General features: G+C 68.5%; 18 protein-coding genes. 1 reads left to right on the top strand and 17 read right to left on the bottom strand.

The features are described 5' to 3' along the window. Positions 1–167: 167 nt before the first annotated feature. The 17 genes from QM595_RS11355 to rplJ form a co-directional block, all read right to left on the bottom strand. Positions 168–4052 (bottom strand): DNA-directed RNA polymerase subunit beta', encoded by a 3885-nt coding sequence (locus QM595_RS11355; RefSeq protein WP_415171663.1) that lies wholly within the window; start codon positions 4050–4052, stop codon positions 168–170. Positions 4053–4150: 98 nt separating this feature from the next. Beyond that, positions 4151–7657 (bottom strand): DNA-directed RNA polymerase subunit beta, encoded by a 3507-nt coding sequence (rpoB, locus tag QM595_RS11350; RefSeq protein WP_415171662.1) that lies wholly within the window; start codon positions 7655–7657, stop codon positions 4151–4153. A 223-nt stretch (positions 7658–7880) separates the two neighbouring features. After that, complete coding sequence (locus QM595_RS11345) at positions 7881–9155, bottom strand: DUF1501 domain-containing protein (protein WP_415171661.1); 1275 nt, start codon at positions 9153–9155, stop codon at positions 7881–7883. Then, complete coding sequence (locus tag QM595_RS11340) at positions 9152–10606, bottom strand: DUF1800 domain-containing protein (RefSeq protein ID WP_415171660.1); 1455 nt, start codon at positions 10604–10606, stop codon at positions 9152–9154. The genes QM595_RS11345 and QM595_RS11340 overlap by 4 nt, the downstream gene beginning before the upstream one ends. Before the next feature lie 102 nt (positions 10607–10708). Further along, entirely contained in the window at positions 10709–11665 is a 957-nt protein-coding gene (locus tag QM595_RS11335; RefSeq protein ID WP_415171659.1) for a J domain-containing protein, read from the bottom strand. Beyond that, a complete protein-coding gene (locus tag QM595_RS11330) occupies positions 11662–12330 on the bottom strand; it encodes a hypothetical protein (RefSeq protein WP_415171658.1) in 669 nt (222 codons plus the stop codon). The genes QM595_RS11335 and QM595_RS11330 overlap by 4 nt, the downstream gene beginning before the upstream one ends. Continuing rightward, entirely contained in the window at positions 12323–13513 is a 1191-nt protein-coding gene (locus tag QM595_RS11325; protein ID WP_415171657.1) for an MCE family protein, read from the bottom strand. The genes QM595_RS11330 and QM595_RS11325 overlap by 8 nt, the downstream gene beginning before the upstream one ends. Next, complete coding sequence (locus QM595_RS11320; RefSeq protein WP_415171656.1) at positions 13510–14994, bottom strand: MCE family protein; 1485 nt, start codon at positions 14992–14994, stop codon at positions 13510–13512. Before QM595_RS11320 ends, QM595_RS11325 begins: the two co-directional genes overlap by 4 nt. Beyond that, positions 14991–16136 (bottom strand): MCE family protein, encoded by a 1146-nt coding sequence (locus tag QM595_RS11315; RefSeq protein WP_415171655.1) that lies wholly within the window; start codon positions 16134–16136, stop codon positions 14991–14993. The genes QM595_RS11320 and QM595_RS11315 overlap by 4 nt, the downstream gene beginning before the upstream one ends. 161 nt (positions 16137–16297) lie before the next feature. Then, positions 16298–17263: an MCE family protein gene (locus tag QM595_RS11310; protein WP_415171654.1), complete on the bottom strand. Its 966-nt coding sequence runs from the start codon at positions 17261–17263 to the stop codon at positions 16298–16300. Next, a complete protein-coding gene (locus QM595_RS11305; RefSeq protein ID WP_415171653.1) occupies positions 17260–18312 on the bottom strand; it encodes an MCE family protein in 1053 nt (350 codons plus the stop codon). The genes QM595_RS11310 and QM595_RS11305 overlap by 4 nt, the downstream gene beginning before the upstream one ends. Continuing rightward, positions 18309–19631 (bottom strand): MCE family protein, encoded by a 1323-nt coding sequence (locus QM595_RS11300; RefSeq protein WP_415171652.1) that lies wholly within the window; start codon positions 19629–19631, stop codon positions 18309–18311. The genes QM595_RS11305 and QM595_RS11300 overlap by 4 nt, the downstream gene beginning before the upstream one ends. Continuing rightward, positions 19631–20458: an MlaE family ABC transporter permease gene (locus QM595_RS11295; RefSeq protein WP_415171651.1), complete on the bottom strand. Its 828-nt coding sequence runs from the start codon at positions 20456–20458 to the stop codon at positions 19631–19633. The genes QM595_RS11300 and QM595_RS11295 overlap by 1 nt, the downstream gene beginning before the upstream one ends. After that, positions 20458–21165 carry an MlaE family ABC transporter permease gene (locus QM595_RS11290; protein WP_415171664.1) on the bottom strand — a complete coding sequence of 236 codons (708 nt, stop codon included), beginning with the start codon at positions 21163–21165 and terminating at the stop codon, positions 20458–20460. The genes QM595_RS11295 and QM595_RS11290 overlap by 1 nt, the downstream gene beginning before the upstream one ends. Before the next feature lie 96 nt (positions 21166–21261). After that, positions 21262–22230, bottom strand: a complete 969-nt coding sequence (locus QM595_RS11285) for an ABC transporter ATP-binding protein (RefSeq protein ID WP_415171650.1) — start codon at positions 22228–22230, stop codon at positions 21262–21264. Positions 22231–22429: 199 nt separating this feature from the next. Then, a complete protein-coding gene (gene rplL / locus QM595_RS11280; protein WP_415171649.1) occupies positions 22430–22825 on the bottom strand; it encodes a 50S ribosomal protein L7/L12 in 396 nt (131 codons plus the stop codon). A 107-nt stretch (positions 22826–22932) separates the two neighbouring features. Continuing rightward, positions 22933–23601 (bottom strand): 50S ribosomal protein L10, encoded by a 669-nt coding sequence (rplJ, locus tag QM595_RS11275; RefSeq protein ID WP_415171648.1) that lies wholly within the window; start codon positions 23599–23601, stop codon positions 22933–22935. A 370-nt stretch (positions 23602–23971) separates the two neighbouring features. On the opposite strand from rplJ, the gene QM595_RS11270 reads away from it, so the two are divergent. Next, positions 23972–24967, top strand: coding sequence for a DnaB-like helicase C-terminal domain-containing protein (locus QM595_RS11270; protein ID WP_415171647.1), 996 nt, complete (start codon positions 23972–23974; stop codon positions 24965–24967). The last annotated feature ends 274 nt before the right edge of the window (positions 24968–25241 follow it).

Below are 25241 nucleotides of genomic sequence, written 5' to 3'. Positions count from 1 at the left end.
GCTCGGAAGACGCCCGGTATGCCGTCGCGACGCCGCCTTGCGCTGCGCGCACCTGGATCCACGCATACCCCCCACGAACTTCCAGAGACGACCACTAGTGCAGGCCAGATGCCCTGCACTAGCGCCGACTCGAGCCTTCTCAGACTCGCACTTCTGCCGACTCGCGGTCAGTTCTGGTAGGAGCCGAAGTCGAAGTCGTCGAGAGCGACGGCCTGACCGGTGCCCGAGCCGAACTCGTAGTCGTAGGTCTCGTAGCCGGTGACGGAGTACGCCGCGGCGCGCGCCTCCTCGGTAGGCTCGACCCGGATGTTGCGGTAACGCTCCAAGCCGGTGCCCGCCGGGATCAGCTTGCCGATGATGACGTTCTCCTTCAGGCCGCGCAGCGAGTCGGAGCGGCCGTTGATGGCGGCGTCGGTCAGGACCCGCGTGGTCTCCTGGAACGACGCGGCCGAGAGCCACGACTCGGTGGCCAGCGAGGCCTTGGTGATGCCCATCAGCTCCGGACGACCCGAGGCCGGCTTGCCGCCCTCGGAGACGACCCGGCGGTTCTCCACCTCGAACAGCGCCCGGTCGACCAGGTCGGACGGGAGCAGGTTGGTGTCGCCCGACTCCAGCACGGTGATCCGGCGCAGCATCTGCCGCACGATGATCTCGATGTGCTTGGCGTGGATGGACACACCCTGGCTCTTGTAGACGCCCTGCACCTCGTCGACGAGGTGCTTCTGGGTCGAGCGGACGCCGAGGATGCGGAGGACCTCCTTCGGGTCGGGCGTGCCGACCGTGAGGGTGCGACCGACCTCGATGTGCTCGCCGTCGGCGACGTTGAGGCGGGCACGCCGGGAGACGACGTACTCCTTGACCTCGCTGCCGTCGTCGGGGGTGACCAGGACCTTGCGGGCCTTGTCGCTCTCCTCGATCTGGACGCGGCCGGCGGCCTCGCTGATCGGGGCGACGCCCTTCGGGGTGCGGGCCTCGAAGAGCTCCACGACGCGGGGCAGGCCCTGCGTGATGTCGTCGGCCGAGGCCACGCCACCGGTGTGGAAGGTACGCATGGTCAACTGCGTGCCGGGCTCACCGATCGACTGGGCGGCGATGATGCCGACGGCCTCGCCGATGTCGACCAGCTTGCCGGTGGCCAGCGAGCGGCCGTAGCACTTGGCGCAGGTGCCGGTCCGGGCCTCACAGGTGAGGACCGAGCGGATCTTCACCTCGTCGACCCCGGCCTCGACCAGCTCGGCGATCTTGACGTCGCCCAGGTCGTCGCCGGCCACCACGATGACCTCGCCGGTCTTCGGGTGTACGACGTCCTCGGCCGCGGTGCGGGCATAGGCGGTCGTCTCGACGTCCTCGGTGGTGATGTCCACGGTGAAGCCGCGCTCGGTGCCGCAGTCCTCCTCGCGGATGATGACGTCCTGCGAGACGTCCACCAGACGACGGGTCAGGTAACCCGAGTCGGCGGTGCGCAGCGCAGTGTCGGCCAGACCCTTGCGGGCGCCGTGGGTGGAGATGAAGTACTCCAGCACGGAGAGACCCTCGCGGAAGTTGGCCTTGATCGGCCGCGGGATGATCTCGCCCTTCGGGTTGGCGACCAGGCCACGCATGGCGCCGACCTGACGGATCTGGTTGAAGTTACCGGAGGCGCCGGAGTAGACCTGCATGTAGATCGGGTTGGCCGGCTGCTCCTTGAAGGCGGCCTCCATGGCGTCGCCGACGACCTTGGCGGCCTCGGTCCAGATCTCCACCAGCTCCTGGCGGCGCTCCTCATCGGTGACCAGGCCGCGCTCGAACTGCTTCTGGATCTTGGCGGCCTTGTTCTCGAACTCGAGCAGGATCTCGCCCTTGTTGGCCGGCGTGGTGACGTCGTCGATCGAGACCGTGACGCCCGAGCGGGTCGCCCAGTGGAAGCCGTTGTCCTTCAGCGCGTCCAGCGACGCCGCCACGACGACCTTGGGATAGCGCTCGGCGAGAGCGTTGACGATCGCGCCGAGGCGCTTCTTGCCGACCTCCTCGTTGACGTAGGGGAAGTCGGCCGGCAGCGTGTCGTTGAAGATGGTGCGGCCCAGCGTGGTCTCGAGCAGGATCGGGTCGCCCTCGGTCCAGCCCGCGGGGGCCTCCCAGTCCTCCGGCGGCACGATGTCGGTGAGCCGGACCCGGACCCGCGACTGCAGGCTGATCTCACCCAGGTCGAAGGCGCGGATCGCCTCGGCCTGCGAGGTGAACGAGCGCAGCCCGATGACCTTGCCCTTGGCGTCGCGGACCTCGCCCAGCTGGTCGTCGCGGTCGGTGGTGAGGAAGAACAGACCGATGATCATGTCCTGGCTCGGCATGGTCACCGGACGGCCGTCGGAGGGCTTGAGGATGTTGTTGGTCGAGAGCATCAGGATGCGGGCCTCGGCCTGCGCCTCCGCGGAGAGCGGCAGGTGAACCGCCATCTGGTCGCCGTCGAAGTCGGCGTTGAAGGCGCCACACACCAGCGGGTGGAGCTGGATGGCCTTGCCCTCGATCAGTTGCGGCTCGAAGGCCTGGATGCCCAGGCGGTGCAGCGTGGGGGCACGGTTGAGCAGCACCGGGTGCTCGGTGATGACCTCCTCGAGGACGTCCCACACGACCGGGCGGGCACGCTCGACCATCCGCTTGGCGGACTTGATGTTCTGGGCGTGCGAGAGGTCGACCAGCCGCTTCATCACGAACGGCTTGAACAGCTCCAGCGCCATCTGCTTCGGCAGACCGCACTGGTGCAGCTTCAACTGCGGACCCGACACGATGACCGAGCGGCCGGAGTAGTCGACGCGCTTGCCGAGCAGGTTCTGACGGAACCGGCCCTGCTTGCCCTTGAGCATGTCGGAGAGCGACTTCAGCGGGCGGTTGCCCGGGCCGGTCACCGGTCGGCCACGACGGCCGTTGTCGAACAGCGAGTCGACGGCCTCCTGCAGCATCCGCTTCTCGTTGTTGACGATGATCTCGGGCGCGCCGAGGTCGAGCAGCCGCTTGAGGCGGTTGTTGCGGTTGATGACCCGACGGTAGAGGTCGTTGAGGTCGGAGGTGGCGAACCGGCCACCGTCGAGCTGCACCATCGGGCGCAGGTCCGGCGGGATGACCGGGACGGCGTCGAGCACCATGCCGATCGGCTTGTTGCCAGTCTTGCGGAAGGCGTCGACGACCTTGAGCCGCTTGAGAGCGCGGACCTTGCGCTGGCCCTTGCCGGTGGCGATGGTCTCGCGCAGCGACTCGACCTCGGCGTCGATGTCGAAGGTCTCCAGGCGCTTCTGGATCGCAGTGGCGCCCATGTGGCCCTCGAAGTACTTGCCGAACCAGTTCTTCATCTCGCGGTAGAGGATCTCGTCACCGAGCAGGTCCTGGACCTTGAGGCTCTTGAACGTGTCCCACACCTCGTCGAGGCGGGCGACCTCGGCCTCGGAGCGCTTGCGGATCGCGGCGAGCTCGCGCTCGGCGCCGTCGCGCACCTTGCGCTTCTGGTCGGCCTTGGCACCCTCGGCCTCGAGCGCGGCGAGGTCCTCCTCGAGCTTCTTGGTGCGGTCCCCGATGGCGAGGTTCATCCGGTTGGTGAGCCGCTCGCGCTCCAGGCCGACCTTGCCCTCGAGCGAGGACAGGTCGCGGTGGCGGGCGTCCTCGTCGACCGCGGTGATCATGTAGGCGGCGAAGTAGATGACCTTCTCGAGGTCCTTCGGGGCGAGGTCGAGCAGGTAGCCCAGCCGCGACGGCACGCCCTTGAAGTACCAAATGTGGGTCACCGGGGCGGCGAGCTCGATGTGGCCCATCCGCTCGCGACGCACCTTGGAGCGGGTCACCTCGACACCGCAGCGCTCGCAGATGATGCCCTTGAAGCGGACCCGCTTGTACTTGCCGCAGTAGCACTCCCAGTCCCGGGTAGGACCGAAGATCTTCTCGCAGAAGAGGCCGTCACGCTCGGGCTTGAGCGTGCGGTAGTTGATGGTCTCCGGCTTCTTGACCTCGCCGTGGCTCCACGCGCGGATTTCCTCCGCGGTGGCCAGGCCGATCTGAAGCTGGTCGAAGAAGTTCACGTCGAGCACTTGGCTACTTGTCCTTCGTTAGTGACGAAAAGAGATTCAAAAGACTGGTGACTGAGGGCGGGGGGTACGCCGGCCTGCCGACGTACCCCCGGCACCACTCAGACTTCTTCGACCGAGCTGGGCTCGCGCCGGGACAGGTCGATGCCGAGCTCCTCGGCGGCGCGGAAGACGTCCTCCTCCGCGTCACGCAGCTCGATCGACTGACCCTCCTGGTTGAGGACCACGACGTTGAGGCAGAGCGACTGCATCTCCTTGACGAGAACCTTGAACGACTCCGGGATGCCCGAGTCGGGGATGTTCTCGCCCTTGACGATCGCCTCGTAGACCTTCACGCGGCCGGGCACGTCGTCGGACTTGATCGTGAGCAGCTCCTGCAGGGCGTACGCCGCCCCGTAGGCCTCCATTGCCCAGACCTCCATCTCGCCGAACCGCTGGCCGCCGAACTGGGCCTTGCCGCCCAGCGGCTGCTGCGTGATCATCGAGTAGGGGCCGGTCGAGCGCGCGTGGATCTTGTCGTCGACGAGGTGGTGCAGCTTGAGGATGTACATGTAGCCGACCGCGACCGGCTCCGGGAACGGCTCGCCGGAGCGGCCGTCGAAGAGCCGGGCCTTGCCGTCCTCGCCCACGACGCGGATGCCGTCGCGGTTGGGGATGGTGGCACCGAGCAGACCGGTGATCTCGTCCTCACGGGCGCCGTCGAAGACCGGGGTGGCGACCTTGCTGTCAGGAACGGCCTGCTCCAGACCGATCTTGATCAGCCGCTTCTTCCACTCCTGGTCGTCCTTCTTGCCGGTCAGGTTGAGGTCCCAGCCCTGCTTGGCGAGCCAGCCGAGGTGGAGCTCGAGGACCTGGCCGATGTTCATCCGGCGGGGCACGCCGAGCGGGTTGAGGATGACGTCGACCGGGGTGCCGTCCTCCATGAACGGCATGTCCTCGATCGGCAGGATCTTGGCGATGACGCCCTTGTTGCCGTGACGGCCGGCGAGCTTGTCACCCACGGAGATCTTCCGCTTCTGCGCGACGTAGACGCGCACCAACTGGTTGACCCCCGGCGGCAGCTCGTCGCCCTCCTCGCGGTCGAAGACGCGGACACCGATGACGGTGCCCTCCTCGCCGTGCGGCACCTTCATCGAGGTGTCGCGGACCTCGCGGGCCTTCTCACCGAAGATCGCGCGCAGCAGCCGCTCCTCCGGGGTCAGCTCGGTCTCGCCCTTCGGGGTGACCTTGCCGACCAGGATGTCGCCGTTGCGGACCTCGGCGCCGATGCGGATGATGCCGCGCTCGTCGAGGTCGGCCAGCATCTCCTCGGAGACGTTGGGGATGTCGCGGGTGATCTCCTCCGGGCCCAGCTTGGTGTCGCGGGCGTCGACCTCGTGCTCCTCGATGTGGATCGAGGTGAGGTAGTCCTCCTGCACCAACCGCTGGGAGAGGATGATGGCGTCCTCGTAGTTGTGGCCCTGCCACGGCATGAAGGCGACCAGGAGGTTCTGGCCCAAGGCCATCTCCGCGTCGTCGGTGCAGGGGCCGTCGGCGATCGGGCCACCGGCCTCGACCCGGTCACCCTCCCCGACCAGCGGTCGCTGGTTGATGCAGGTGCCCTGGTTGGAGCGGCGGAACTTGGCCAGTCGGTACGTCGTGTAGGTGCCGTCGTCGTTGAGGGTCTCGACGATGTCGGCGGTGACCTCCTTGACCACACCGGCCTTGGTGGCGGTGACCACGTCGCCGGCGTCGACGGCGGCGCGGAACTCCATGCCGGTGCCGACCAGCGGGGCCTGGCTGCGGACCAGCGGGACCGCCTGGCGCTGCATGTTGGCGCCCATCAGGGCCCGGTTGGCGTCGTCGTGCTCGAGGAACGGGATCAGCGCGGTCGCGACGGAGACCATCTGGCGCGGCGAGACGTCCATGTAGTCGACCTCGCCGGCCGAGATCTCGGAGACCTCGCCGTCGCGCTGACGGACCAGCACCCGCTCGTCGACGAAGCGGCCCTTGTCATCGATCGCGGCGTTGGCCTGGGCGATGACGAACCGGTCCTCGTCGTCGGCGGTGAGGTAGTCGATGTCGTCGGTGACGACGCCGTCGACGACCTTGCGGTAGGGCGTCTCGACGAAGCCGAAGGGGTTGATCCGGCCGTAGGAGGCGAGCGAGCCGATCAGACCGATGTTGGGACCCTCGGGAGTCTCGATCGGACACATCCGGCCGTAGTGCGACGGGTGGACGTCGCGGACCTCCATGCCGGCGCGGTCACGGGAGAGACCGCCCGGGCCGAGCGCCGAGAGGCGGCGCTTGTGGGTCAGCCCGGCGATCGGGTTGGTCTGGTCCATGAACTGCGAGAGCTGCGAGGTGCCGAAGAACTCCTTCAGCGCCGCGACGACCGGGCGGATGTTGATCAGCGACTGCGGCGTGATCGCCTCGACGTCCTGGGTGGTCATCCGCTCGCGGACCACGCGCTCCATCCGGGCCAGGCCGGTGCGGAGCTGGTTCTGGATCAGCTCGCCCACGGTGCGCATCCGGCGGTTGCCGAAGTGGTCGATGTCGTCGGCCGAGATGTCGAGGGTGCCCTGCGGCGCCTCGATCTGGCTGCGGCCGTCGTGCAGCGCGACGATGTACTTGATCGCAGCGACGATGTCGTCGACGGTCAGCGTCTGCTGGTCGAAGGCCTCGACGAGGCCGAGCTTCTTGTTGATCTTGTAGCGGCCGACCTTGGCGAGGTCGTAGCGCTTGGGGTTGAAGTAGTAGTTCTTCAGCAGCGTCAGCGCGGCCTCGCGCGTCGGCGGCTCGCCCGGGCGGAGCTTGCGGTAGATGTCGAGCAGCGCCTCGTCGGGGCCGGCGACGTGGTCCTTCTCCTCGGTGAGCTGGATCGACTCGAACTGGCGAAGCTCGGCCATCGTCGCCTCGTAGTCGAAGGGCTGGCCCACGTAGCCGGGCTCGGCGGCGACGGCCTGCAGCGCCTTGAGCAGGACGGTCACGCTCTGCTTGCGCTTGCGGTCGAGTCGGACGCCGACCATGTCGCGCTTGTCGATCTCGAACTCCAGCCAGGCCCCCCGGCTCGGGATCAGCTTGGCGGTGAAGATGTCCTTGTCGGAGGTCTTGTCGGCGGTGCGCTCGAAGTAGACGCCCGGGGACCGGACCAACTGCGAGACGACGACACGCTCGGTGCCGTTGATGATGAAGGTGCCCTTGTCGGTCATCAGCGGGAAGTCGCCCATGAAGACGGTCTGGCCCTTGATCTCACCGGTGTCGTTGTTGGTGAACTCGGCGGAGACGTAGAGCGGCGCGGAGTAGGTGAAGTCCTTCTCCTTGCACTCCTCGACGGTGTACTTCGGGTCGTAGAAGACCGGGTTCTCGAACGAGAGCGACATCGTCTCGGAGAAGTCCTCGATCGGGGAGATCTCCTCGAAGATCTCCTCCAGGCCCGACTTGTCGGAGACGTCCTCACCGGCGGCGCGGCGCTGCGCGATCCGCTCCTTGTGGACGTCGTTTCCAACCAACCAGTCGAAGCTGTCGGTCTGGAGGGCGAGGAGTTGGGGGACCTCGAGAGGCTCGGTGATCTTTGCGAACGAGATGCGGCGGGACTTGGAATCAGCAGAGGTGCTGCGCGCGGCCAAGAGGAATCCTTGATGAGGTTTCGCTGGTGGTGAGCGCTGCCCCCCACACGATCAACACCGGACAGTTGAAGGGCATATGAGGGCACGCGCAAAGCGCAACGATAGCGCATAGATGCGTGCACCACAAGGCTGACGTCAAGAAACCTGACGTCGAACGCAGATGATGATGCGCCAGTCGGTGCGCCAGGTCAAGCACCAAGTCAGTGCCGGGAGGGAATTGCCGCTACTGGCCGACCATCATCCCCACTCGGGTGGGGGTGAACCCGGGGAAGACCGCCGGGATGCTGGCGTTGAAGCGGGACCGGACGACCTCGGTGAGCACGCTGCGATAGTCGGTGGTCACCAGCACGTCGGCGTCCCCGGTCTTGGTCAGTCCCGGCCAGCGGCCGTGATAGCCGCCCTTCACCCCCGCGCCCAGCGCGAACATGGTGGTGCCGTAGCCGTGGTCGGTGCCCCAGTTGGCGTTCTCGACGACGCGGCGGCCGAACTCGCTGAGGCAGACCACCGTCACCTTCTCGGCCAGCGTCCCGAGGTCGGTGAAGAAGGCCGCCAACGAGCCGGCGAGCTCGGTCGTCTTGGTCTTGACGTCGCCCCACTGCAGGTTGCCCATGTCGCTGTGCATGTCCCAGTTGCCGTGGTCGATCGTGACCACTTCGACGCCGACGTCGGCGCGTACGATGCGGGCGACCTGGGCAAGGGCGCGGCCGAGATCGCTGCTTGGGTAGGTGGCGCCGTTCTGCGGGTCGGCCGACCCGTTGGCCACCGTCGCGAAGTCGGCGACCGCTCCGAAGGAGGCACTCATCGCCCGGCCGAGGTCGTCGCTGCGACCGTCCCAGAGCTGGTGCAGCGAGCGCAGCCGCGGGTCGGCCTCGCCCTTCTTGACATCGGCCCCGGGGATCTTCACGTTGCCGACCGAGCTGGCCGCCATCGCCGGCTCCGGGCCGATCAGCGAGGCCGGCACCGGGCCGCTGCCGAGCGCGAAGGCCTGCAGCGGCGAGGCGATCGAGTCGGCGCCGATGAGCCGGTTGAGCCAGCCGGTTCGGGTCGAGGAGCCGGGGGCGGCGTCCTCGAGCTCCTCCATCGCGGAGAAGTGCGATCGGTTGGGGGCGGGCAGGCCGGCGGCGTGGACGGCGGCCAGCGAGCCGGCGTTCCACATCGGCAGCAATGGCTCGAAGGCCGGGTGGAGGCCGAAGAAGTCGTCCTTGGCGATCAGCTTGTCGGCAGGCACCGCGATCCGCGGCCGGGCCTGGTAGTAGACCGGGTCGCCGTGCGGTACGACGAGCGAGAGGCCGTCGGCGGCGCCGCGCAGCGAGAGCACCACCATCACCGCGCGGGCGGTGGCGGCGCTCGCCGGTGAGGTCGTGATGACGGCGTCGCCGAGGGTGACGGCGAGGCCGCCGAGCAGCGCGCCGCGGAGGAGCCCGCGCCGGCTGGTGCTGGTCAACCGGGCGAACTCGTCGCAGCAGGCGGCTGCGCTCGACTGGGTCTGGTGCGTCATCGTGTGAAGAACTCCGGTGAGTCGAGCAGGGTGGTCAGCAGCCGGGGCATCTGCCACTTCACCACTGCGTGGTCGGCATCGACGACGTCGTCGAGGGGGGTCGCGACCGCGGTGGAGCAGGCGCGCAGCAGCGCCTTGTCGGCCTTGCGATGCAGCAGCTTCTCGCTGAGGTGTCGGACGAGACGGTCGAAGCGGACCTCGTCGGCCGGCAGCCACTTCACCGGCTCGCGGTAGGAGATGCCCTCCTTGGGCCACCAGCCGCCGGCCATGTTGGTGTGCACCGACAGCGAGCCGAGCAGCCGCGCCGGAGAGGCCCAGGAGCGGTTGGTCAGCGGCTGCCCGTCCGGACGCGGCCAGCCCAGCGGTGCCGCGCCGAGGCCGGTGCACTGGTAGAGGATGGCCTGCGCCGCCGAGCTGCTGCTGGTGGGCCGGGCGAGCCGCACGCCGAGGGAGCGGTAGGTCGCCACGACGTCCTCGCTGGGCGTGGTGATCTTGCGTCCCCGGGAGCGCTGGAACTCCTTGCTCTGGACCAGTGCCCGGAGCACCGCACTGATGTCGGTGTCGCTCTTGCGGTAGACCTTCGCCAGGTGCTTGACCAGCTGTTTCGAGGGGGTGTCGGAGACGAACTTGGTCGCCAGCTTGCGGGCGAGGTGCTCCGCGGTGGCCGGGTGATGCGCGAGGTAGGTGAGGTACTTCTTGGTGAGCTTGCGGCCGTCGGCGTTCTTGTTGGCATTTTTGAAGCCGAGCACCCGGACCCGGCCGACCCAGTGCGACTCCTTGTCGTAGTAGGGCCGCCAGGTCTTGCCCAGGTCGACCCGCCAGCCGGTGAGGATGCGCGCGGAGGCCTTGACGTCGTCCTCGTCGTAGTTGCCCTCGCCGACGGTGTGCAGCTCGAGCAGCTCGCGGCCGAGGTTCTCGTTGGGGGCGGTCTTGGTCGACGCGGCGTTGTCGAGATACATCAACATCGCCGGGTGGGTGATCACGGTGTGCAGCAGCTTGTCGAAACGGCCCAGCGCGTGCTTGCGGATCTTCAGCCCGTACTGGATGCGGTACATGAACCAGGCATCGCCGGTCGGCGGCACATGGAAGTGGTTCTCCCAGAAGCCGGCCATCACCTCGAGCAACTGCTCCTGGGAGGTGATGCGACGGGCGAGCACCCAGCGCTGGTAATCGTCCATCACCTCCCACCCGGGCTTGCTGCCGTCCTGGTGATGGCTCATCAGCGTGGTCGGCGACTGCCACAGGTGCGGCCACCAGGCGCGCAGCCGGGCGGCCTTGCGGTCCTTGACGCGGCCGGGCGTCAGCTGCCACGAGAACCAGTCGTGCGCTCCGCCGCGGGCGTGCACCTGCTTGCCGAGGCCCGGGGTCAGGCCGTAGGAGAAGCGAGAGACCAGATGGCGTTGCGATGCTGGGAGCAGCGCGGTTGCCCGCTTCTTCTTTTTCTTGGCCATGCGCACGCACCTTGGGGACTCGACGTCAGCGGACGGTCGCGTGCCACCGTAGGGCCTCCGAGCGGCGCGGGTCCACTCCTGCCCGGGCTCTCGAAGGCCCTCTCAGGTGGTCAGGTTGTCGATGAGCCAGCTGCCGTCGGTCTTCTGCATGGTCACGGTGACGTGGTCCTCGTAGAGGATCGGCGTGGTGGTCGCTTTGTTGGTGGTGGGCCGGTCGACGAGCAGCATCACCTCGACCCGGCCGTCCCCGGCGCGGACGACGCTGGAGGCCACCACACTCGTGGTGACCACGGTCTGGGCGTCCGGGGCGTTCTTCTTGATGGTGGCGAAGATCGGGTCGAAGTCCTTGGTCCGGTAGCGGTCGGTGAGATAAGAGTCGGCCTCCTTCTCGTCCTCCTCCAGGGTGCGGTAGTCGTAGGACAGCACCGGCACGATGGCCCGCTCGGCCACCTCCAGCGCCTCCCGAGCGTCGCTCTCGGCGGTCTTCGGGTTGGGCCGGGACCAGGAGTACGCCGCAGTGGCCACCAGCGCAATGGCCAGCACACCCAGCACCGCCAGCACCCAGCCAGGCACCTCCCGCCGCCGGACCGGTGCTGCCGTCGGCTCCTCGGCCCCCTCCCGCGCCGACTCGGCAGAAGTGCTGGTCTCAGAAGTGCCGAGTCGGCGCTTGTGCTGGCGCCTGAGGTGCCGAGTCGGCAGCACTGCTGCCGACTCGGCGTCTGTGGGGCCAGCACTTCTGCCGACTCGGGCTCTGTGGAGCCAGCGCTTCTGCCGACTCGGGCTCTCTGGAGCCAGCACTTCTGCCGACTCGGGGCCCTCAGCACCAGCACTTCTGCCGACTCGGCGGGTGGGGAGGGTTGCGTCGTGCTGCTGGCGGTCGTAGCGCTGGCGGGAGTGGGGATCGAGGAGGACCGCGGCGGCGTCGTTGAGCCGTTGGAAGCGGCGGTCGGTGGGGTCGAGGTCGGCGATGGCGGCCTTCCAGGCGGCCCGGATCTCCTCGGTCGAGGCGGTCGGCTCGACGCCGAGCAGGTCGTACCAGGTAGGGCTCTCGAAGGTCATGGCGCCACCGATCCGCTCGGGGTCCCGGCGGACGGCTCCGAGGACGGCGAGGACGAGGACGACGGCGACGGCGAGGACGACGGCGACGTGGTCTGCTGCTGGTCCTGGCCGACCGGGGTGAAGGAGTCGACCTTCCAGGCGCCGCCCTGGCGGACCAGGGTGACCTCGACCCGGTAGGGCTGCGGGTCGGCGGCCACCCGCTTGCTCTCGTCGTCGGGCGCATCGGCGTCGGGGTAGGAGTTGGTGAAGGCACCCGCGACCAGCACGGTGGCGCGGCCCCGGTCGGTGTCGATCGACCCGACCCCGGTGGCGTAGACCTCGGTGGTGCGGTCCAGCCCGACCTGGGCGACGGTCGCCTCGGCGTAGGGCGCGTTCTGCTCGAAGTCGGTCTTGAAGGTGGTGGTGACGACCTCCTCGACCAGCTCGCGGTACTTCGGCATGGTGGTGCCCTCGAGCAGGTCGGGGCCGTAGGTGTTGACCCGCAGCATGAACTGCCGGGCCACCGATGTCGCGGCGTCGCGCGCCGACTGGGTGTCGTTGGCGGTCGAGAACGGGTTGCCACCGCGCGCCGAGGCCTGCACCCCGAGGACGGCCAGCGCGGCCACGATGGCGGCGATCAGGACCGCGAGCACGCCCCAGCGAAACATCCCGCCATTCTCACTCATCGGGGTCGCCCCACGTCAGGGTGCCGCTCTCGCGGTCGTACGACGCCACCACGGGAGCATCGCCGAAGGGCGCCGCGCGGTGGAGGTTCTGCAGCCCGCGCGGGTTGCTCTTCGAGGCCGCCTCGGTGCACCGGGCGTCGGTGTTCATGGGCTTGTTGGAGCCGTCCTGCGGCGCTCGCTTCTTGGTGCCGCCATAGCCCTGGTAGCAGAGATTGGCGGGGGTCAGCACCAGACCGAAGTGGGCGTCGTACAGGCCGGTGTTCGAGTCCTTGGAGGCGACCGTGAAGCCGCCTTCGACGACATAGGGGTAGAGCACCAGTGCCTGCTTGAGGCCGGGGAGCTTCTTGAGCACGATCTCGCCGGTGGTGACCGACTCGCTGAGCAGCTCGGTGAGGTCGACCTTGTTCTCGTCGAGGAAGGTCTTCAGCTCGGCCGCGCCGGCCGCGCCGTTGACGAGGAGCCGGCGCAGCGCCTTGTCGTTGCCGGCCAGGGTGCCGCTGAACAGCTCGAGGTTCTTGGCGAAGTCGCGGATGGAGCTCTGCGTGTCCACCTGCCCGGACAGCACCGTGTTGGCGTCGCGGATCAGCGCCGTCGTCACGTCAAAGTTGTCGTTGGCGGTCTGGATGAACGACATGCCGGTGTCGAGGATCTGCTGCAGGTCCTCGCCGGTGCCGGCGAACGCTGCGCCCAGCTCGGTGACGGTGGTCTGCAGCGCCTGCTGGTCGACCGAGTCGACCGTCGTGGCGGCGTCGGCGAGCAACTGCTCGGTGGGCAGCGGGGTGCGGGTCTCGGACCGGGCGAGCTCGGTGCCGTCGCGGAGGTAGGGCTCGGCCTTGCTCTGCGGCTGCAGCTCGACGTACTGCTCGCCGATGGCCGAGCGGTTGCCGACCACCGCCAGGGTGTCGGCCGGGATGGCGTCGTAGGACTTGTCGACACCGAGGTAGACGTCGACGCCGTCCTCGGTCAGCTCCAGCTTCTTCACCTGGCCGATCTTGACGCCGCGATAGGTCACCTCGGCGCCCTGGTAGATGCCGCCGGAGACCGCGAAGTGCGCGACGACGGTGTAGCTGTCGCTGTAGAAGAGCCGGTCGAGGCGGGCGTAGCGGGCGCCGGTGTAGGTCACTCCGACCAGGGTGATGATGGCAAAGACCAGCAGTTGCAGCTTGGTACGACGGGTGATCACTGTTGGCTCCTGTCCGCGGTGTCGAGGCCGGGCATCAGCAGCCGCACCAGCGACGGGTCGTAGACGGTGGCGAGTTGCTCGTAGGTGACCTGGCTCTTGCCGTCCGCGCCGGGCTCCGGCAGCCCCGACCCGGCGGCCGATCCGGGCGCGGCGCGCAGGCAGATCGGCAGACCGAGCACATTGCAGCCGCTCGACGGGCTGGCGCCGGGAGTGACCGGAGTGGCGACGGCGGTGCTGGCACCGTCGAGGCCGAGCAGGTCGGAGATCAGGCCGTCGATGCCACCGGGCAGCTGGGCGAGGGTCAGGCAGAGGGCGGTGTCGCGGTTGCCGGACTTCTGGCACTCGTTGGCGATGTCGAGCAGGCCGCCGGGCAGTCCCAGGATGTACTGACAGGCCTCGCTGTCGAGGCTGGCCGAGGCCAGGCAGTCGGCCAGCTCGAAGACGATCTTGGTCGGCTCCAGGTCGGAGGGCAACGGCGAGCTGACGAGAGCGCTCGCAGGGCTGGCGAGATCGATGTCGAGCTGGATGGAGAGGTTGACGTAGTCGCCCATCGCGATATTGCGCGCGACCTGGGGGTCGCGACCGACGACGTCGTCGACGAACGGGTAGGTCAGCGCGGTGTCGATGGAGTTGACCAGGTCGTCGCCCGCGTCGGCGAGCTGGGTCAGCGTGGGCTGGAGGTTGTCGACGGTGCGGATCACCGAGTCCTTGGAGGCGGTGATGACGCGGGTGCCGACGTCACCGAGCTTGCTGAGCGCCTGCAGCATGGCGACCAGGTCCTGCCGCTGGGCGTCGATGCTCTGCAGTGCGCTGGGCAGCTCCGCGAGCGCCTGGTCGATGGCGGGCTCCTGCTGACGGGCCTGCTTGGCGACCCGGTCGAGCGCGTCGATGGCGTTGACGATGGCGGTCTTGTTGTCGTCGAGGTTGGCGACCAGGTAGTCGACCTGGTCGAGCACCGAGCGGGCGATGTCCTCGCGGCCGCCGAGCGCCTTGTTGAGCTCGGTGGTGATGGTCTTGAGCTGGGCGACGCCGCCGCCGTTGAGCACCAGCGAGAGCGCGCCGAGCACCTCCTCGACCTCAGGGTTGCGGCCGCTGCGCGCCAGCGGGATGGTGTCGCCGGTGGTCAGCTTGGCGGCCGCCGGGTCCGCCGGTGCGGCCAGCGAGACGAACTTCTCGCCCAACAGGCTGGTCTGCCGGATCTCGGCGACGGCGTTGGCCGGCAGCTCGGTGTCCTTGCGCAGCTCGAGGCCGACCTCGGCATGGCCGTCGACCAGCCGGACGTCGGTCACCTTGCCGACGCTGACCTCGTTGACCTTGACCGCCGAGTCGGGCACCAGGTCGAGCACGTCGGCGAACTGCACGGTCACCTCGATGGGGTCGGCACCGACCTCGGCCCCGCCGGGCAGCGGCAGGTCGTAGGCGTCGAAGTCGCAGCCGGTCAGGACGAGCAGGGCGAGGACAAGGGCGAGGATCTTCTTCATGGCTCCACCAGCCCGCCGAGAGTGGGGTCGGTGTGCCGGCCGATCGCCGAGCCGGTGCCGGCTGCCGCGGCAAGCGAGCCCAGCGGCGCTCCGCGTGGCAGCAGGCCGTCGACCAGGTTGCACAGCGAGCCGCTCGCGTCGGCCTGGTCGAGGATCGTGCACAAGGTCAGCGACGGGTCGGAGAGCGCCTTGGTGGGCAGCGCGGTCAGGTTGGCACTGGTGTCCAGGGTGCCGGTGTCGGGGTTGTAGGCGTGGAACAGGTTGTCCAGCGCCAGCGGTGCCGCGTCGAGGGTCTCGGCGAGTTCGTCGCGCCGCTTGACCAGCACCTTCGCGACCCGGTTGAGGCCCTTGAGGTCGGTGCTGAGCACCTCCTTGTTCTCCTGCACGAAGCTGGTCACGTCGCCGAGGGCGGTGCCGAGGTTGCGCAGCGAGGCGGCCAGGTCCTTGCGCTCCCCCGCCAGCATGTCCGAGACCTGCGCCAGGGAGGTGTTGAAGTCGCGCACCGTCGAGTCGTTCTCCGCCAGCGTGCTGATGAAGGACTGCAGCTGCGCGGCGGAGTCGAAGAGCTCGTCCTTGTTGTCGTCGAGGGTCTTCGACAGGTCGCCGAAGTCGGAGATGGTCTGGTGGAAGGACTCGCCCTGACCGCCGAAGTTGGCGGCGGTCTGCTCGAGCAGGTCGGTCAGCGCGCCGTTCTTGTTGGCGCCATCGGGGCCGAGCGCGACGACCAGGTCGTCGAGGTCGCCGTAGATGTCGTCGAGCTCCAGCGGGATCGCGGTACGACTGGTGTCGAGCTCGGCCCCATCGGCCAGCCTCGGCCCGGAGGTGTAGACCGGGGTGAGCTGGACGTAGCGGTCGCCGACCACCGACGGCGCCACGATGACCGCCTGCGCGTCGGCCGGGATCTCGACGTCGTCGTCGTAGTGCATGGTCACCTTCACGTCGGTGCCGTTGGGGACCACCTCGTCGACCCGGCCCACCGGCACGCCGAGCACCCGGACGTCGCTGCCCTGGTAGATCGACACGGTGCGCGGGAAGTGCGCGACCAGCGTCTTCTCACCGCCGCCGCGCAGCATGGTCCAGGCGGCGGTGGCCACCAGGACGAGGAGTACGGCGGGGACGACCCACCTCACATATCTGGTCATTGGCCCATGACTCCCAACCCGACGCCGTCGCGAGCGGCGTCCGGTGCGTGCGATGGCGAGGCGGAGGAGGGAGCAAGCCTGGTGGGCTTGCGACTGACGACAACGAAGCCAGCGTGCGTGCCGGGCGTCGCGTAGTAGGCGATCGGGTTGGGAGTCATGGGCTAGCCCACCGTCGGGACTGGAGGCATGTTCTGGATGTAGGAGTCGAACCACGGGCCGTCGCCGAGGGTGCTGGCGAAGACCCGGTAGAACGGCGCCATCAGCCGGAGGCTAGCGTCGAGGTTGTCCTCGTTCTTGGTGAGCACCGTGAGCGTGCCCGACAGGCTGTCCAGGGCCGGCTTCAGGTCGGCGCGACTGTCGGCGATCAGCGAGCTCAGCTCCTTGGAGAGCCGCTGGGTGGCGCTCAGCAGGTCGTGGATGGCCTGCCGGCGCTGCACCAGGGCGTCGAAGAGCGTGTCGGCGTCCTTCATCAGCGCGACGACGTCCTCGTCGCGGTCGTCGAGCACCTTCGAGACCCGCTGCAGGTTGGTGAGCAGGGTGCCGATCCGGTCGTTCTTGGCGGCGATATTCTCCGACAGCGCGGAGACGCCGGCAAGCGCCTGCTTGAACGAGTCGGGTGTGGTGCGGGTGAGGTCGGCGAGCGTGGTGAGCGCGGCGCTGAGCTGGTCGGAGTCGATGGTGTCGGCGGTGTCGGCGAGGTCGCTGAAGGCCTGGACGACGTCGTACGGCGAGGTGGTGCGGTCCACCGGGATCTCGCTGCCCTCGGCGAGCTGGCCGGCGCCGGCGGGCTCCAGGGCGAGGAACATCGAGCCGAGCAGCGTCTTGACCCGGATGGAGGCGCGAGTGCTCTTCCCGAAGGCGGCGTCGCCCTCGGTGATGGTGAAGGTCGCCTTGACGTGGCCCTGGTCGAGCTCGACCGCCTCGACGGTGCCGACCCGGACGCCGGCGATGCGGACCTCGTCGCCGGCGCGCAGGCCGCCGGCCTCGGTGAAGTCGGCGGCATAGCTGTCGCCGCCGCCGATCAGCGGCAGGTCCTGGACCCGGAAGGAGGCGGTGATCACCGCGGCCAGCGCGGCGAGGCTCACCGCGCCGACCAGGACGGGGTTGCGCTCTCTGAAGGGCTTCATCCCAGGTCACACCTCGCTCCCATACTCGTCGGGGTGCCGTCGGCCGGCAGCGTGATCGGCACCGTGATGTTGCCGGGCAGCTTGACGTTGCCGGTCAGGCTGCACAGGTAGAAGTTGAAGAAGGAGCCGTAGGTGGCGGTGTTGCCGATCTTCTCCAGCTTGATCGGGAACACCTGCAGCGCCCGGTCGAGCTCCTCACGGTTGTCGTTGATATTGCCGGTGACCCGCTTGAGCTGCTTGACGTCCTCGAGGAACGGTTGGTGGATGCCCTCCAGCAGGTCGGCGGTCTGCACCGAGACCGCCGAGATCTGGTCGAGCGAGCCGAGGATGGCCTCGCGGTCCTTGGTCAGGCCGTGGACGAAGGAGCGGAAGGTGACGATCAGCTGGGAGAGCTGGGCGTCGCGGTCGGCGACGTGGTCGAGCACCTGGTTGAGGTTGTCGATCAGCGAGTCGATGACGGCGTCGCGGTCGGCCAGCGTCTGGGTCACCGACGCGGTGTGGGTGAGCAGGCTGTCGAGGGTGCCGCCCTCGCCCTGGAAGACCTGGACGATCTCGTAGGAGAGCTTGTTGACGTCGCTGGGCGAGAGCGCCTCGAAGAGCGGCTTGAAGCCGTTGAAGAGCACTGTCAGGTCCAGTGCCGGCTGGGTGCGGTCCACCGGGATGGTGTCGCCGGAGTGGAGCAGCGCGCCGTCGCCGATCTCGTCGGTGAGGGCGAGATAGCGCTGCCCGATCAGGTTGCGGTAGCGGATCGCGGCGTGGGTGGACTCCGCGAGCGGGGTGTCGCCCTCGACCGTGAAGGTCACCAGCGCCCGGGTCCGCTCGGTGATCCGGATCTTCTTGACGGTGCCGACCTTCACCCCGGCGATCCGGACGTCGTCGCCCTTGTTGACGCCCGTCGCGTCGGTGAAGACGGCCTGGTAGGTCTTGGTTCCGCCGAAGGAGAGGTTGCCGATCGTCAGCACGAGCAGACCGGTCGCCAGCGCGGTGACGACGCAGAAGGCGAGCAGCTTGGCCAGGTCACGGCTGGTGCGCTTGTCGAGGAGCTTCATTCCATGCTCACCGTCGCTCCCCTGGCGAGCGGGCCGAGCAGCAGGCCGCCCACGTCCGGCACCTGCTCGGGCTCGACCCCGAGTCCGGGCGCCAGCAGCTGGTCGAGGACCTCGCTCTCGGCGGGGCTGCCGGCGTAGCCGAAGCCGTTGCGGTCCAGGCTGTCCGGCAGCTGCAGGTCGACCGGGGCACGCCGTACGGCGCCGTCCACCCCGTCGTCGACGCTGGGCACCACCCGCAGCGGGTTCTTCTGGCTCCACGGCGGGTTGGGCAGGTGACCGCAGGCAGGACCACGGTCGTCGCTGAAGTAGGGAGTGTCGGAGGAGGTGTAGGCGCGCGGCTGCCGGGGCAGCACCTCCAGCACGATGTGCAGGGTGTGGTCGCGGAACGCCTCCGAGACCCGGTCGCCGAGGTTGTCCAGACCGCCGAGCAGGCAGGGGAACTCCGGGGCGTACCGGGCCACCGTCTCCAGCAGGCCGTCGTTGACCTCGGCGAGCCGGATCAGGTTGTTCTCGTTGGTGGCCAGGAAGTCCTCGGCGGTCCCGGCGGCACCAGTGACATTGGTCAGCAGGGCCTGGAGCTGAGCGCTGTTGTCGCGCAGCGTGGTGGTCGTGGTGACGGTATCGGTGAGGATCTGGCCGAGCTGGGGCAGCACGTCGGCGTAGACCCCCGCGACGGTGGCGGTCTTCTTGAGGTCCTCGACCAGGGCCGGGATCTGCGGATTGAGCCGCGTGAGGTAGGCGTCGGCGGTCTCCAGGGTCTGGCCGAGCTGGTCGCCGCGGCCCTCCAGCGCCGTCGCCACCGCGTTGAGCGTCATGTTGAGGTCGGCGGGCCGGACGGCACGCAGCAGCGGATAGAGGTCGGAGAGGACCTTCTCGAGCTCGGTGGCCACCGCGGTGCGGGCGATCACCGTGCCGGGCCGGATCGGGTCGCTGGCCGGAGCGTCGGGGACCACCAGGGCGACGTACTTCTCGCCGAAGAGGGTCTTCGGCAGGATCGAGCCGGTGACATTGGCCGGGATGATGTCGAGCTCGTGGGGGTCGATGCCCAGGGTGAGGGTCGCTCCGTCGGCATCGGCCTTGGCGTCGAGCACCTCGCCGACCAGGACACCCCGGATCTTGACGTCGGCGCGGGAAGGCAGCTGCAGCCCCACAGTGGAGGTCTTCAGGGTGATCTCGTCGTAGTTGGCGAACTTCTTGGTGAACAGTGCGTAGCTCAGCGAGACGCCCCCGACCAGGAGCGCCAGGAATGCGACGCCGAGGATGCGGAACCGGAGCTTGCCGGTCCGCCTCCTCGCCTTGCTGGGGGTGGCCTGCAGCATCAGCCCGCCAGCCTCACCGTGGTGGAGGCGCCCCAGATGGCCATGGACAGGAACAGGTCCAGGACCGTGACCGCGACGATGCTGGTGCGCACCGCGCGACCGACCGCGACGCCGACGCCGGCGGGGCCGCCGCTGGCGTGGTAGCCGTGGTAGCAGTGGATCAGGATCACCACGACGCTGAAGACCAGCACCTTGCCGAAGGACCACAGCACGTCGCCGGGCGGCAGGAAGGTGTTGAAGTAGTGGTCGTAGGTGCCCGCGCTCTGCCCGTAGATCTGGGTGACCACCACCCTGCTCGCGAAGTACGACGCGAGCAGGCCGACGACGTAGAGCGGGACGATCGCGATCAGGCCGGCCACTACCCGGGTCGCGACCAGGAACGGCATCGACGGGATCGCCATCACCTCCAGTGCGTCGACCTCCTCGGAGATCCGCATGGCGCCGAGCTGGGCGGTGAAGCCGCAGCCGACGGTCGCCGCCAGCGCGATGCCGGAGACCAGCGGCGCGATCTCGCGGGTGTTGAAGTAGGCCGAGACGAAGCCGGAGAGTGCGGCGGTGCCGAGCTGCTCCAGGGAGGCGTAGCCGGACAGGCCGACCTGGGCGCCGGTGAAGAACGTCATCCCGATGATGACGCCGACGGTGCCGCCGATGATCGCCAGCGCCCCGGTGCCGAGAGTGATCTCGGCGAGGATGCGCCAGATCTCCTTGGTGTAGCGGGTGACCGAGCGGGGCGTGGCCCGGATGACGCCGAGGTAGAACGCCAGCTCCTTGCCCAGGCTCTCCAGGGCACCGAGCGGCCTGTCGACGATGGCTCGCAGCGTGCTCATCAGCCCGCCTTCGGGGGGACGATCTCGAGGTAGATCGCGGAGAGGACGAAGTTGACGACGAACAGCAGCAGGAAGGTGATCACGACCGACTCGTTGACGGCGTCGCCGACGCCCTTCGGGCCGCCCTTGGCTCCCAGGCCCTTGTAGGAGGCGACGATGGCGGCGATCAGGCCGAAGCAGAGCGCCTTGATCATGCCGATCCAGACGTCGGGCAGCTGGGCGAGCGCGGTGAAGGAGGCGATATAGGCACCCGGCGTACCGTCTTGGAGGATGACGTTGAAGACGTAGCCGCCCGCGACGCCGACCACGCTGACCATGCCGTTGAGGAAGACCGCGACGAGCATGCAGGCAACTACCCGTGGCGCGACCAGGCGCTGGATCGGGTCGATGCCGAGCACCATCATGGCGTCGAGCTCCTCGCGGATCTTGCGGGCGCCGAGGTCGGCGGCGATGGCCGAGCCGCCCGCGCCGGCGATGAGCAGCGCGGTGCCGATCGGCGCGGCCTGCTGTACGACGGCCAGCACCGACGCGGAGCCGGTGAACGACTGCGCGCCGAACTGCTTGATGAGCCCGCCGACCTGCAGCGCGATGACCGCGCCGAACGGGATGGCGACCAGCGCGGTCGGGACGATGGTCACCGAGGCGATGAACCAGGCCTGCTGGATGAACTCGCGCAGTTGGAAGGGGCGGCGGAAGAGCCCGCGCATCACGTCGAGGCCGAAGGCGAAGAAGTTGCCCGCGATGCCGATCGGCTTGAGTGCCTTGGCTGCTGTCAGGGAGGACATCTGGGGTGTCTCTCCTGTTCAGGCGCCGACTCGGGCGGCGCCGCCGGCCAGCACCGCATCCGGCTGGAAGGAGCCCGGCGGCGGGACGATGCCGTGCTCACGACACCACTCGCCCGGCGGTCGCTGACTCTTGCGCCTCAGCCCGTTGGACGGCTCCAGCTGCAGCGCGATCGGCGGCAGCGGCGGCAGGTCCAGGTCCTTCTCGGCGGCGAGCTGGTCGGCGTCCTTCTCCTCGGACATGCCGATCGGGCCGACCCGCTGGGCGTTGAGGAACTGCCGCACCACCGGCTCCTCGCTGGAGAGCAGCATCTCGCGGTGGCCGAACATGGCGAGGTGCTTGTGGTAGAGCAGGCCGAGGTTGTCCGGCACGGTCCGGGCGGTGTTGATGTCGTGGGTGACGATCAGGAAGGTCGCCTCGATCTGAGCGTTGAGGTCGACGATGAGCTGGTTGAGGAAGGCGGTGCGGACGGGGTCCAGGCCGGAGTCGGGCTCGTCGAAGAGGACGATCTCGGGGTCGAGCACCAACGCCCGGGCCAGGCCGGCGCGCTTGCGCATACCGCCGGAGATCTCGCCGGGCAGCTTGTCCTCGGCGCCGATGAGACCGACCAGGTCCATCTTCTCCATGACGATCTTGCGGATCTCGGACTCGGACTTCCTGGTGTGCTCCCGCAGCGGGAAGGCGACATTGTCGTAGAGGTTCATCGAGCCGAACATGGCGCCGTCCTGGAACAGCACCCCGAACAGCTTGCGAATCTCGTAGAGCTCCTTCTCCGAGCAGGAGACCAGGTCGGTGCCCTCGATGATCACCGCTCCCCGGTCGGGCTTGATCAGGCCGATCAGCGTCTTGAGCAGCACCGACTTGCCGGTGCCCGAGGGGCCGAGCATTACGCAGATCTCACCGGCGGGCACGGTGAGCGTCACGTCGCCCCAGATGAGCTGCTTGCCGAAGGACTTCGTCAAGTGCTCGATCCTGATGTCCACTCCCATGCCGGGTTCAACGGCCGAGTGTGACGAGGGTTACGCCCGAGTAGGAATCATCCGCCGAGAAGTCCCTGATCGCCCGCCGAGAGGTCCCTCATTGCCCCTCGAGAGGTCCCTCATTGCCCGCCGAGAAGTCCCAGATCGCCCAAATGGCAGCGGGGGCGGCCACCCAACGGTGGCCGCCCCCGCGAAGGGGATCCTCAGATCACTTGACCGTGACGGTGGCGCCGGCGCCCTCAAGGGCCTCCTTGGCCTTGTCCGCGGCCTCCTTGTTGACCTTCTCCAGGACGGTCTTCGGAGCGGCCTCGACCAGGTCCTTGGCCTCCTTCAGGCCGAGGTTGGTGAGCGCGCGCACCTCCTTGATGACGTTGATCTTCTTGTCACCAGCGGCCTCGAGGACGACGTCGAACTCGTCCTGAGCAGCGGCAGCGTCCTCGCCACCGGCAGCGGCGCCACCGGCAGCCGGAGCGGCGGCAACGGCGACCGGAGCGGCGGCGGTCACGCCGAAGGTGTCCTCGAAGGCCTTCACGAACTCGGAGAGCTCGATGAGGGTGAGCTCCTTGAACGCGTCGAGCAGCTCGTCGGTGCTGAGCTTCGCCATGGTTGGCTTCCTTTCAGATTGGCTCCCGTCGTACGACGGAGAGCCGGGTTTCAGGTGGTGTGGTCCTCAGCCGGGCGGCGTTTCGCGCCGCTGCCCTCAATCGGGCATCAGGCCTCGGTGGTGGCCTCGGCCTCGTCGGCAGCGGTCTCCTCGGCGGGAGCCTCAGCCTCAGCGGCGGGGGCCTCGACCTCGGCAGCAGCCTCGGTTGCAGCCTCCTCGGCGGCAGCCGGCTGGCCGGCACCACCTGCGAGGATCGTGGGGTCCTCCGTGGCCTTCGCCTGAAGAGCGGCAGCGAGCTGCGCGGCTTTCGAGGGGAGGGCGTTGAAGGCGTAGAGCGCCTGCGACAGCGACGCGGTCATCGCGCCGGCCAGCTTGGCCAGCAGCACCTCGCGCGACTCGAGGTCGGCCAGGCTGGCGACCTCCTTCGCGTCGAGAGCCTTGCCGTCGAGGTAACCGCCCTTGATGACCAGGTTGGGGTTGGCCTTGGCAAAGTCACGCAGACCCTTGGCGGCCTCGACCACGTCGCCCCTGATGAAGGCGATGGCGGTGGGACCGACCAGGAGGTCGTCGAAGCCGTCGATGCCGCTGTCCTTGGCGGCGATCTTGGCCAGCGTGTTCTTGACCACGGCGTAGTTGGCGTTCGCACCGAGGGAGCGTCGGAGGTCCTTCAGCTCCTTGACGGTGAGACCGCGGTACTCGGTCAGCACGGCACCGGCGGAGGCGCTGAACTCCTCAGCGATCTCCGCGACGGCGGCCTGCTTGTCTGCCCGCGCCATGGGTCTCCTTACAAGAGTTGCGAGACCCCCGCTGTCGGCTCTGAGAATGACGAACGCCCCGTGCGCAGGCACAGGGCGTGTTGGCGTCGTACGACGCTGCTCTGTCACCTACGCTGGCCGTCCGCTCTCGCGGCACCTTCGATCTCTCCGCTGATGCGGGGAGACAACCGGCGGTCTCTGGTTCCGGCGTAGAGACTACGCCGACGCCGCGACGCGCTCCAAATCGCAGTCGGCCGGGACCTCGGTCCCGGATGCGAATGGCCCGATCGGCCGGACCGGGGCTAGTCAGTTCGGAGGACTTCGGGGCGGTCCCCGGGCGGATTCGCCGCAAACCGGAGCGGCGTCGATCGCTGCATGGTGTAGTGATCGCGTGGACCCGGAACTGCACTCGCTCTCCACCGTGCTCGAGCGCGTGGACGAGCGCGCCCGGCTGGGCACCACCGCGACCCGGATCTGGCCGACCGGGTTCGGCGTCCTGGACGACGTCCTCGACGGCGGGCTGCGTGCCGGCAACCTGATCCTGCTGGCCGGCCCGCAGGGCCAGGGCAAGACGACGATGGCGCTGCAGATCGCCCGCAATGCCGCCGCGGCCGGCCACGCGGTCATCTACTTCTGCTACGAGCACGACCCCGAGGTGCTGCTGGGCCGGCTGGTCTCCCTGGAGGCCGGCGAGCTCTACGACACCCACGCGCCCAACCAGGACCGGTTCCGGCACCTGTTCGAGGACTCCCGTGCCAACCCCAACGGCCTGGTCGGCCGGTTGCAGGAGCTGCCCACCGCGACCGAGGCGCTGCAGAGCGTGCTGCGCTACGAGAAGCGGTTCCACGTGCACCGCTCCACCGGCAGCGCGACCAACATCAAGGTGATCTCCGAGGCCGTGGAGCAGGTGCGCCACGAAACCGGCCTAGAGCCGCTGGTGATCGTCGACTACCTGCAGAAGGTGAAGGTCGACTCCGGCTCCAACGTCGAGGCGGAGCGGGTGACCGAGGTGGTCGAGGACCTCAAGGACCTCGCGATCATGCACCAGGTCCCGGTGTTCGCGCTCTCTGCCGCCGACAAGGAGGGCCTGGCCACCGGCCGCCGGATGCGGGCCCAGCACCTGCGCGGCTCCACCGCACTGGCCTACGAGTGCGACGTCATGCTCATCCTCAACAACAAGTACGACATCGTCTCGCGCCAGCACCTGGTCTACGCCGCCAGCGTGGAGAAGTTCCGCCAGTTCGTGGTGGTCTCGGTCGAGAAGAACCGCAACGGCCGCGCCGGCGTGGAGTTGGAGTTCCGCAAGCGGTTCGAGCAGAACCGGTTCGAGACCGACGGGGCGCTGGTGGCCGAGCAGCTCATCGACGAGCGCCTGGTCCTCGAATAGCGCGAGCAGTCCCAAACTGACATCAATTCCCAGCTGAGCAGTCCCAAACTGACAGCCAAAGGCCGGTGAACGGTCGCAAAATGACTTTCTCCCTCCGGTCAGTTGCGACCGTTCACCTCAGCCTCGAGCGGCGCCATTGATCAGCACTTCCCTGATATGTAGGGGCCTCTTGTCAAGGGGCAGGGTGAGGCGCCCCGCCGTGGTGGCTTCCGCGGTGGGGCGCCTCGTGCTTCGCTGCTGGTCTGGGTTGGTGAGCGTGTCGTTGGCGACGCGC

Source organism: Nocardioides sp. (assembly GCF_047607185.1).
Taxonomy (GTDB): domain Bacteria; phylum Actinomycetota; class Actinomycetes; order Propionibacteriales; family Nocardioidaceae; genus Nocardioides.
This window is presented reverse-complemented; position numbering and strand designations above follow the sequence as displayed.

Coding starts and splice junctions, on each gene's coding strand:
- QM595_RS11295 (WP_415171651.1), bottom strand. CDS start 20,458: ATGAGCACGCTGCGAGCCATCGTCGACAGGCCGCTCGGTGCCCTGGAG.
- rplJ (WP_415171648.1), bottom strand. CDS start 23,601: ATGGCGCGGGCAGACAAGCAGGCCGCCGTCGCGGAGATCGCTGAGGAG.
- QM595_RS11315 (WP_415171655.1), bottom strand. CDS start 16,136: ATGACCAGATATGTGAGGTGGGTCGTCCCCGCCGTACTCCTCGTCCTG.
- QM595_RS11310 (WP_415171654.1), bottom strand. CDS start 17,263: ATGAAGCCCTTCAGAGAGCGCAACCCCGTCCTGGTCGGCGCGGTGAGC.
- QM595_RS11305 (WP_415171653.1), bottom strand. CDS start 18,312: ATGAAGCTCCTCGACAAGCGCACCAGCCGTGACCTGGCCAAGCTGCTC.
- QM595_RS11340 (WP_415171660.1), bottom strand. CDS start 10,606: ATGGCCAAGAAAAAGAAGAAGCGGGCAACCGCGCTGCTCCCAGCATCG.
- QM595_RS11320 (WP_415171656.1), bottom strand. CDS start 14,994: ATGAAGAAGATCCTCGCCCTTGTCCTCGCCCTGCTCGTCCTGACCGGC.
- QM595_RS11285 (WP_415171650.1), bottom strand. CDS start 22,230: ATGGGAGTGGACATCAGGATCGAGCACTTGACGAAGTCCTTCGGCAAG.
- QM595_RS11330 (WP_415171658.1), bottom strand. CDS start 12,330: ATGAGTGAGAATGGCGGGATGTTTCGCTGGGGCGTGCTCGCGGTCCTG.
- QM595_RS11345 (WP_415171661.1), bottom strand. CDS start 9,155: ATGACGCACCAGACCCAGTCGAGCGCAGCCGCCTGCTGCGACGAGTTC.
- QM595_RS11335 (WP_415171659.1), bottom strand. CDS start 11,665: ATGACCTTCGAGAGCCCTACCTGGTACGACCTGCTCGGCGTCGAGCCG.
- QM595_RS11300 (WP_415171652.1), bottom strand. CDS start 19,631: ATGCTGCAGGCCACCCCCAGCAAGGCGAGGAGGCGGACCGGCAAGCTC.
- QM595_RS11290 (WP_415171664.1), bottom strand. CDS start 21,165: ATGCGCGGGCTCTTCCGCCGCCCCTTCCAACTGCGCGAGTTCATCCAG.
- rplL (WP_415171649.1), bottom strand. CDS start 22,825: ATGGCGAAGCTCAGCACCGACGAGCTGCTCGACGCGTTCAAGGAGCTC.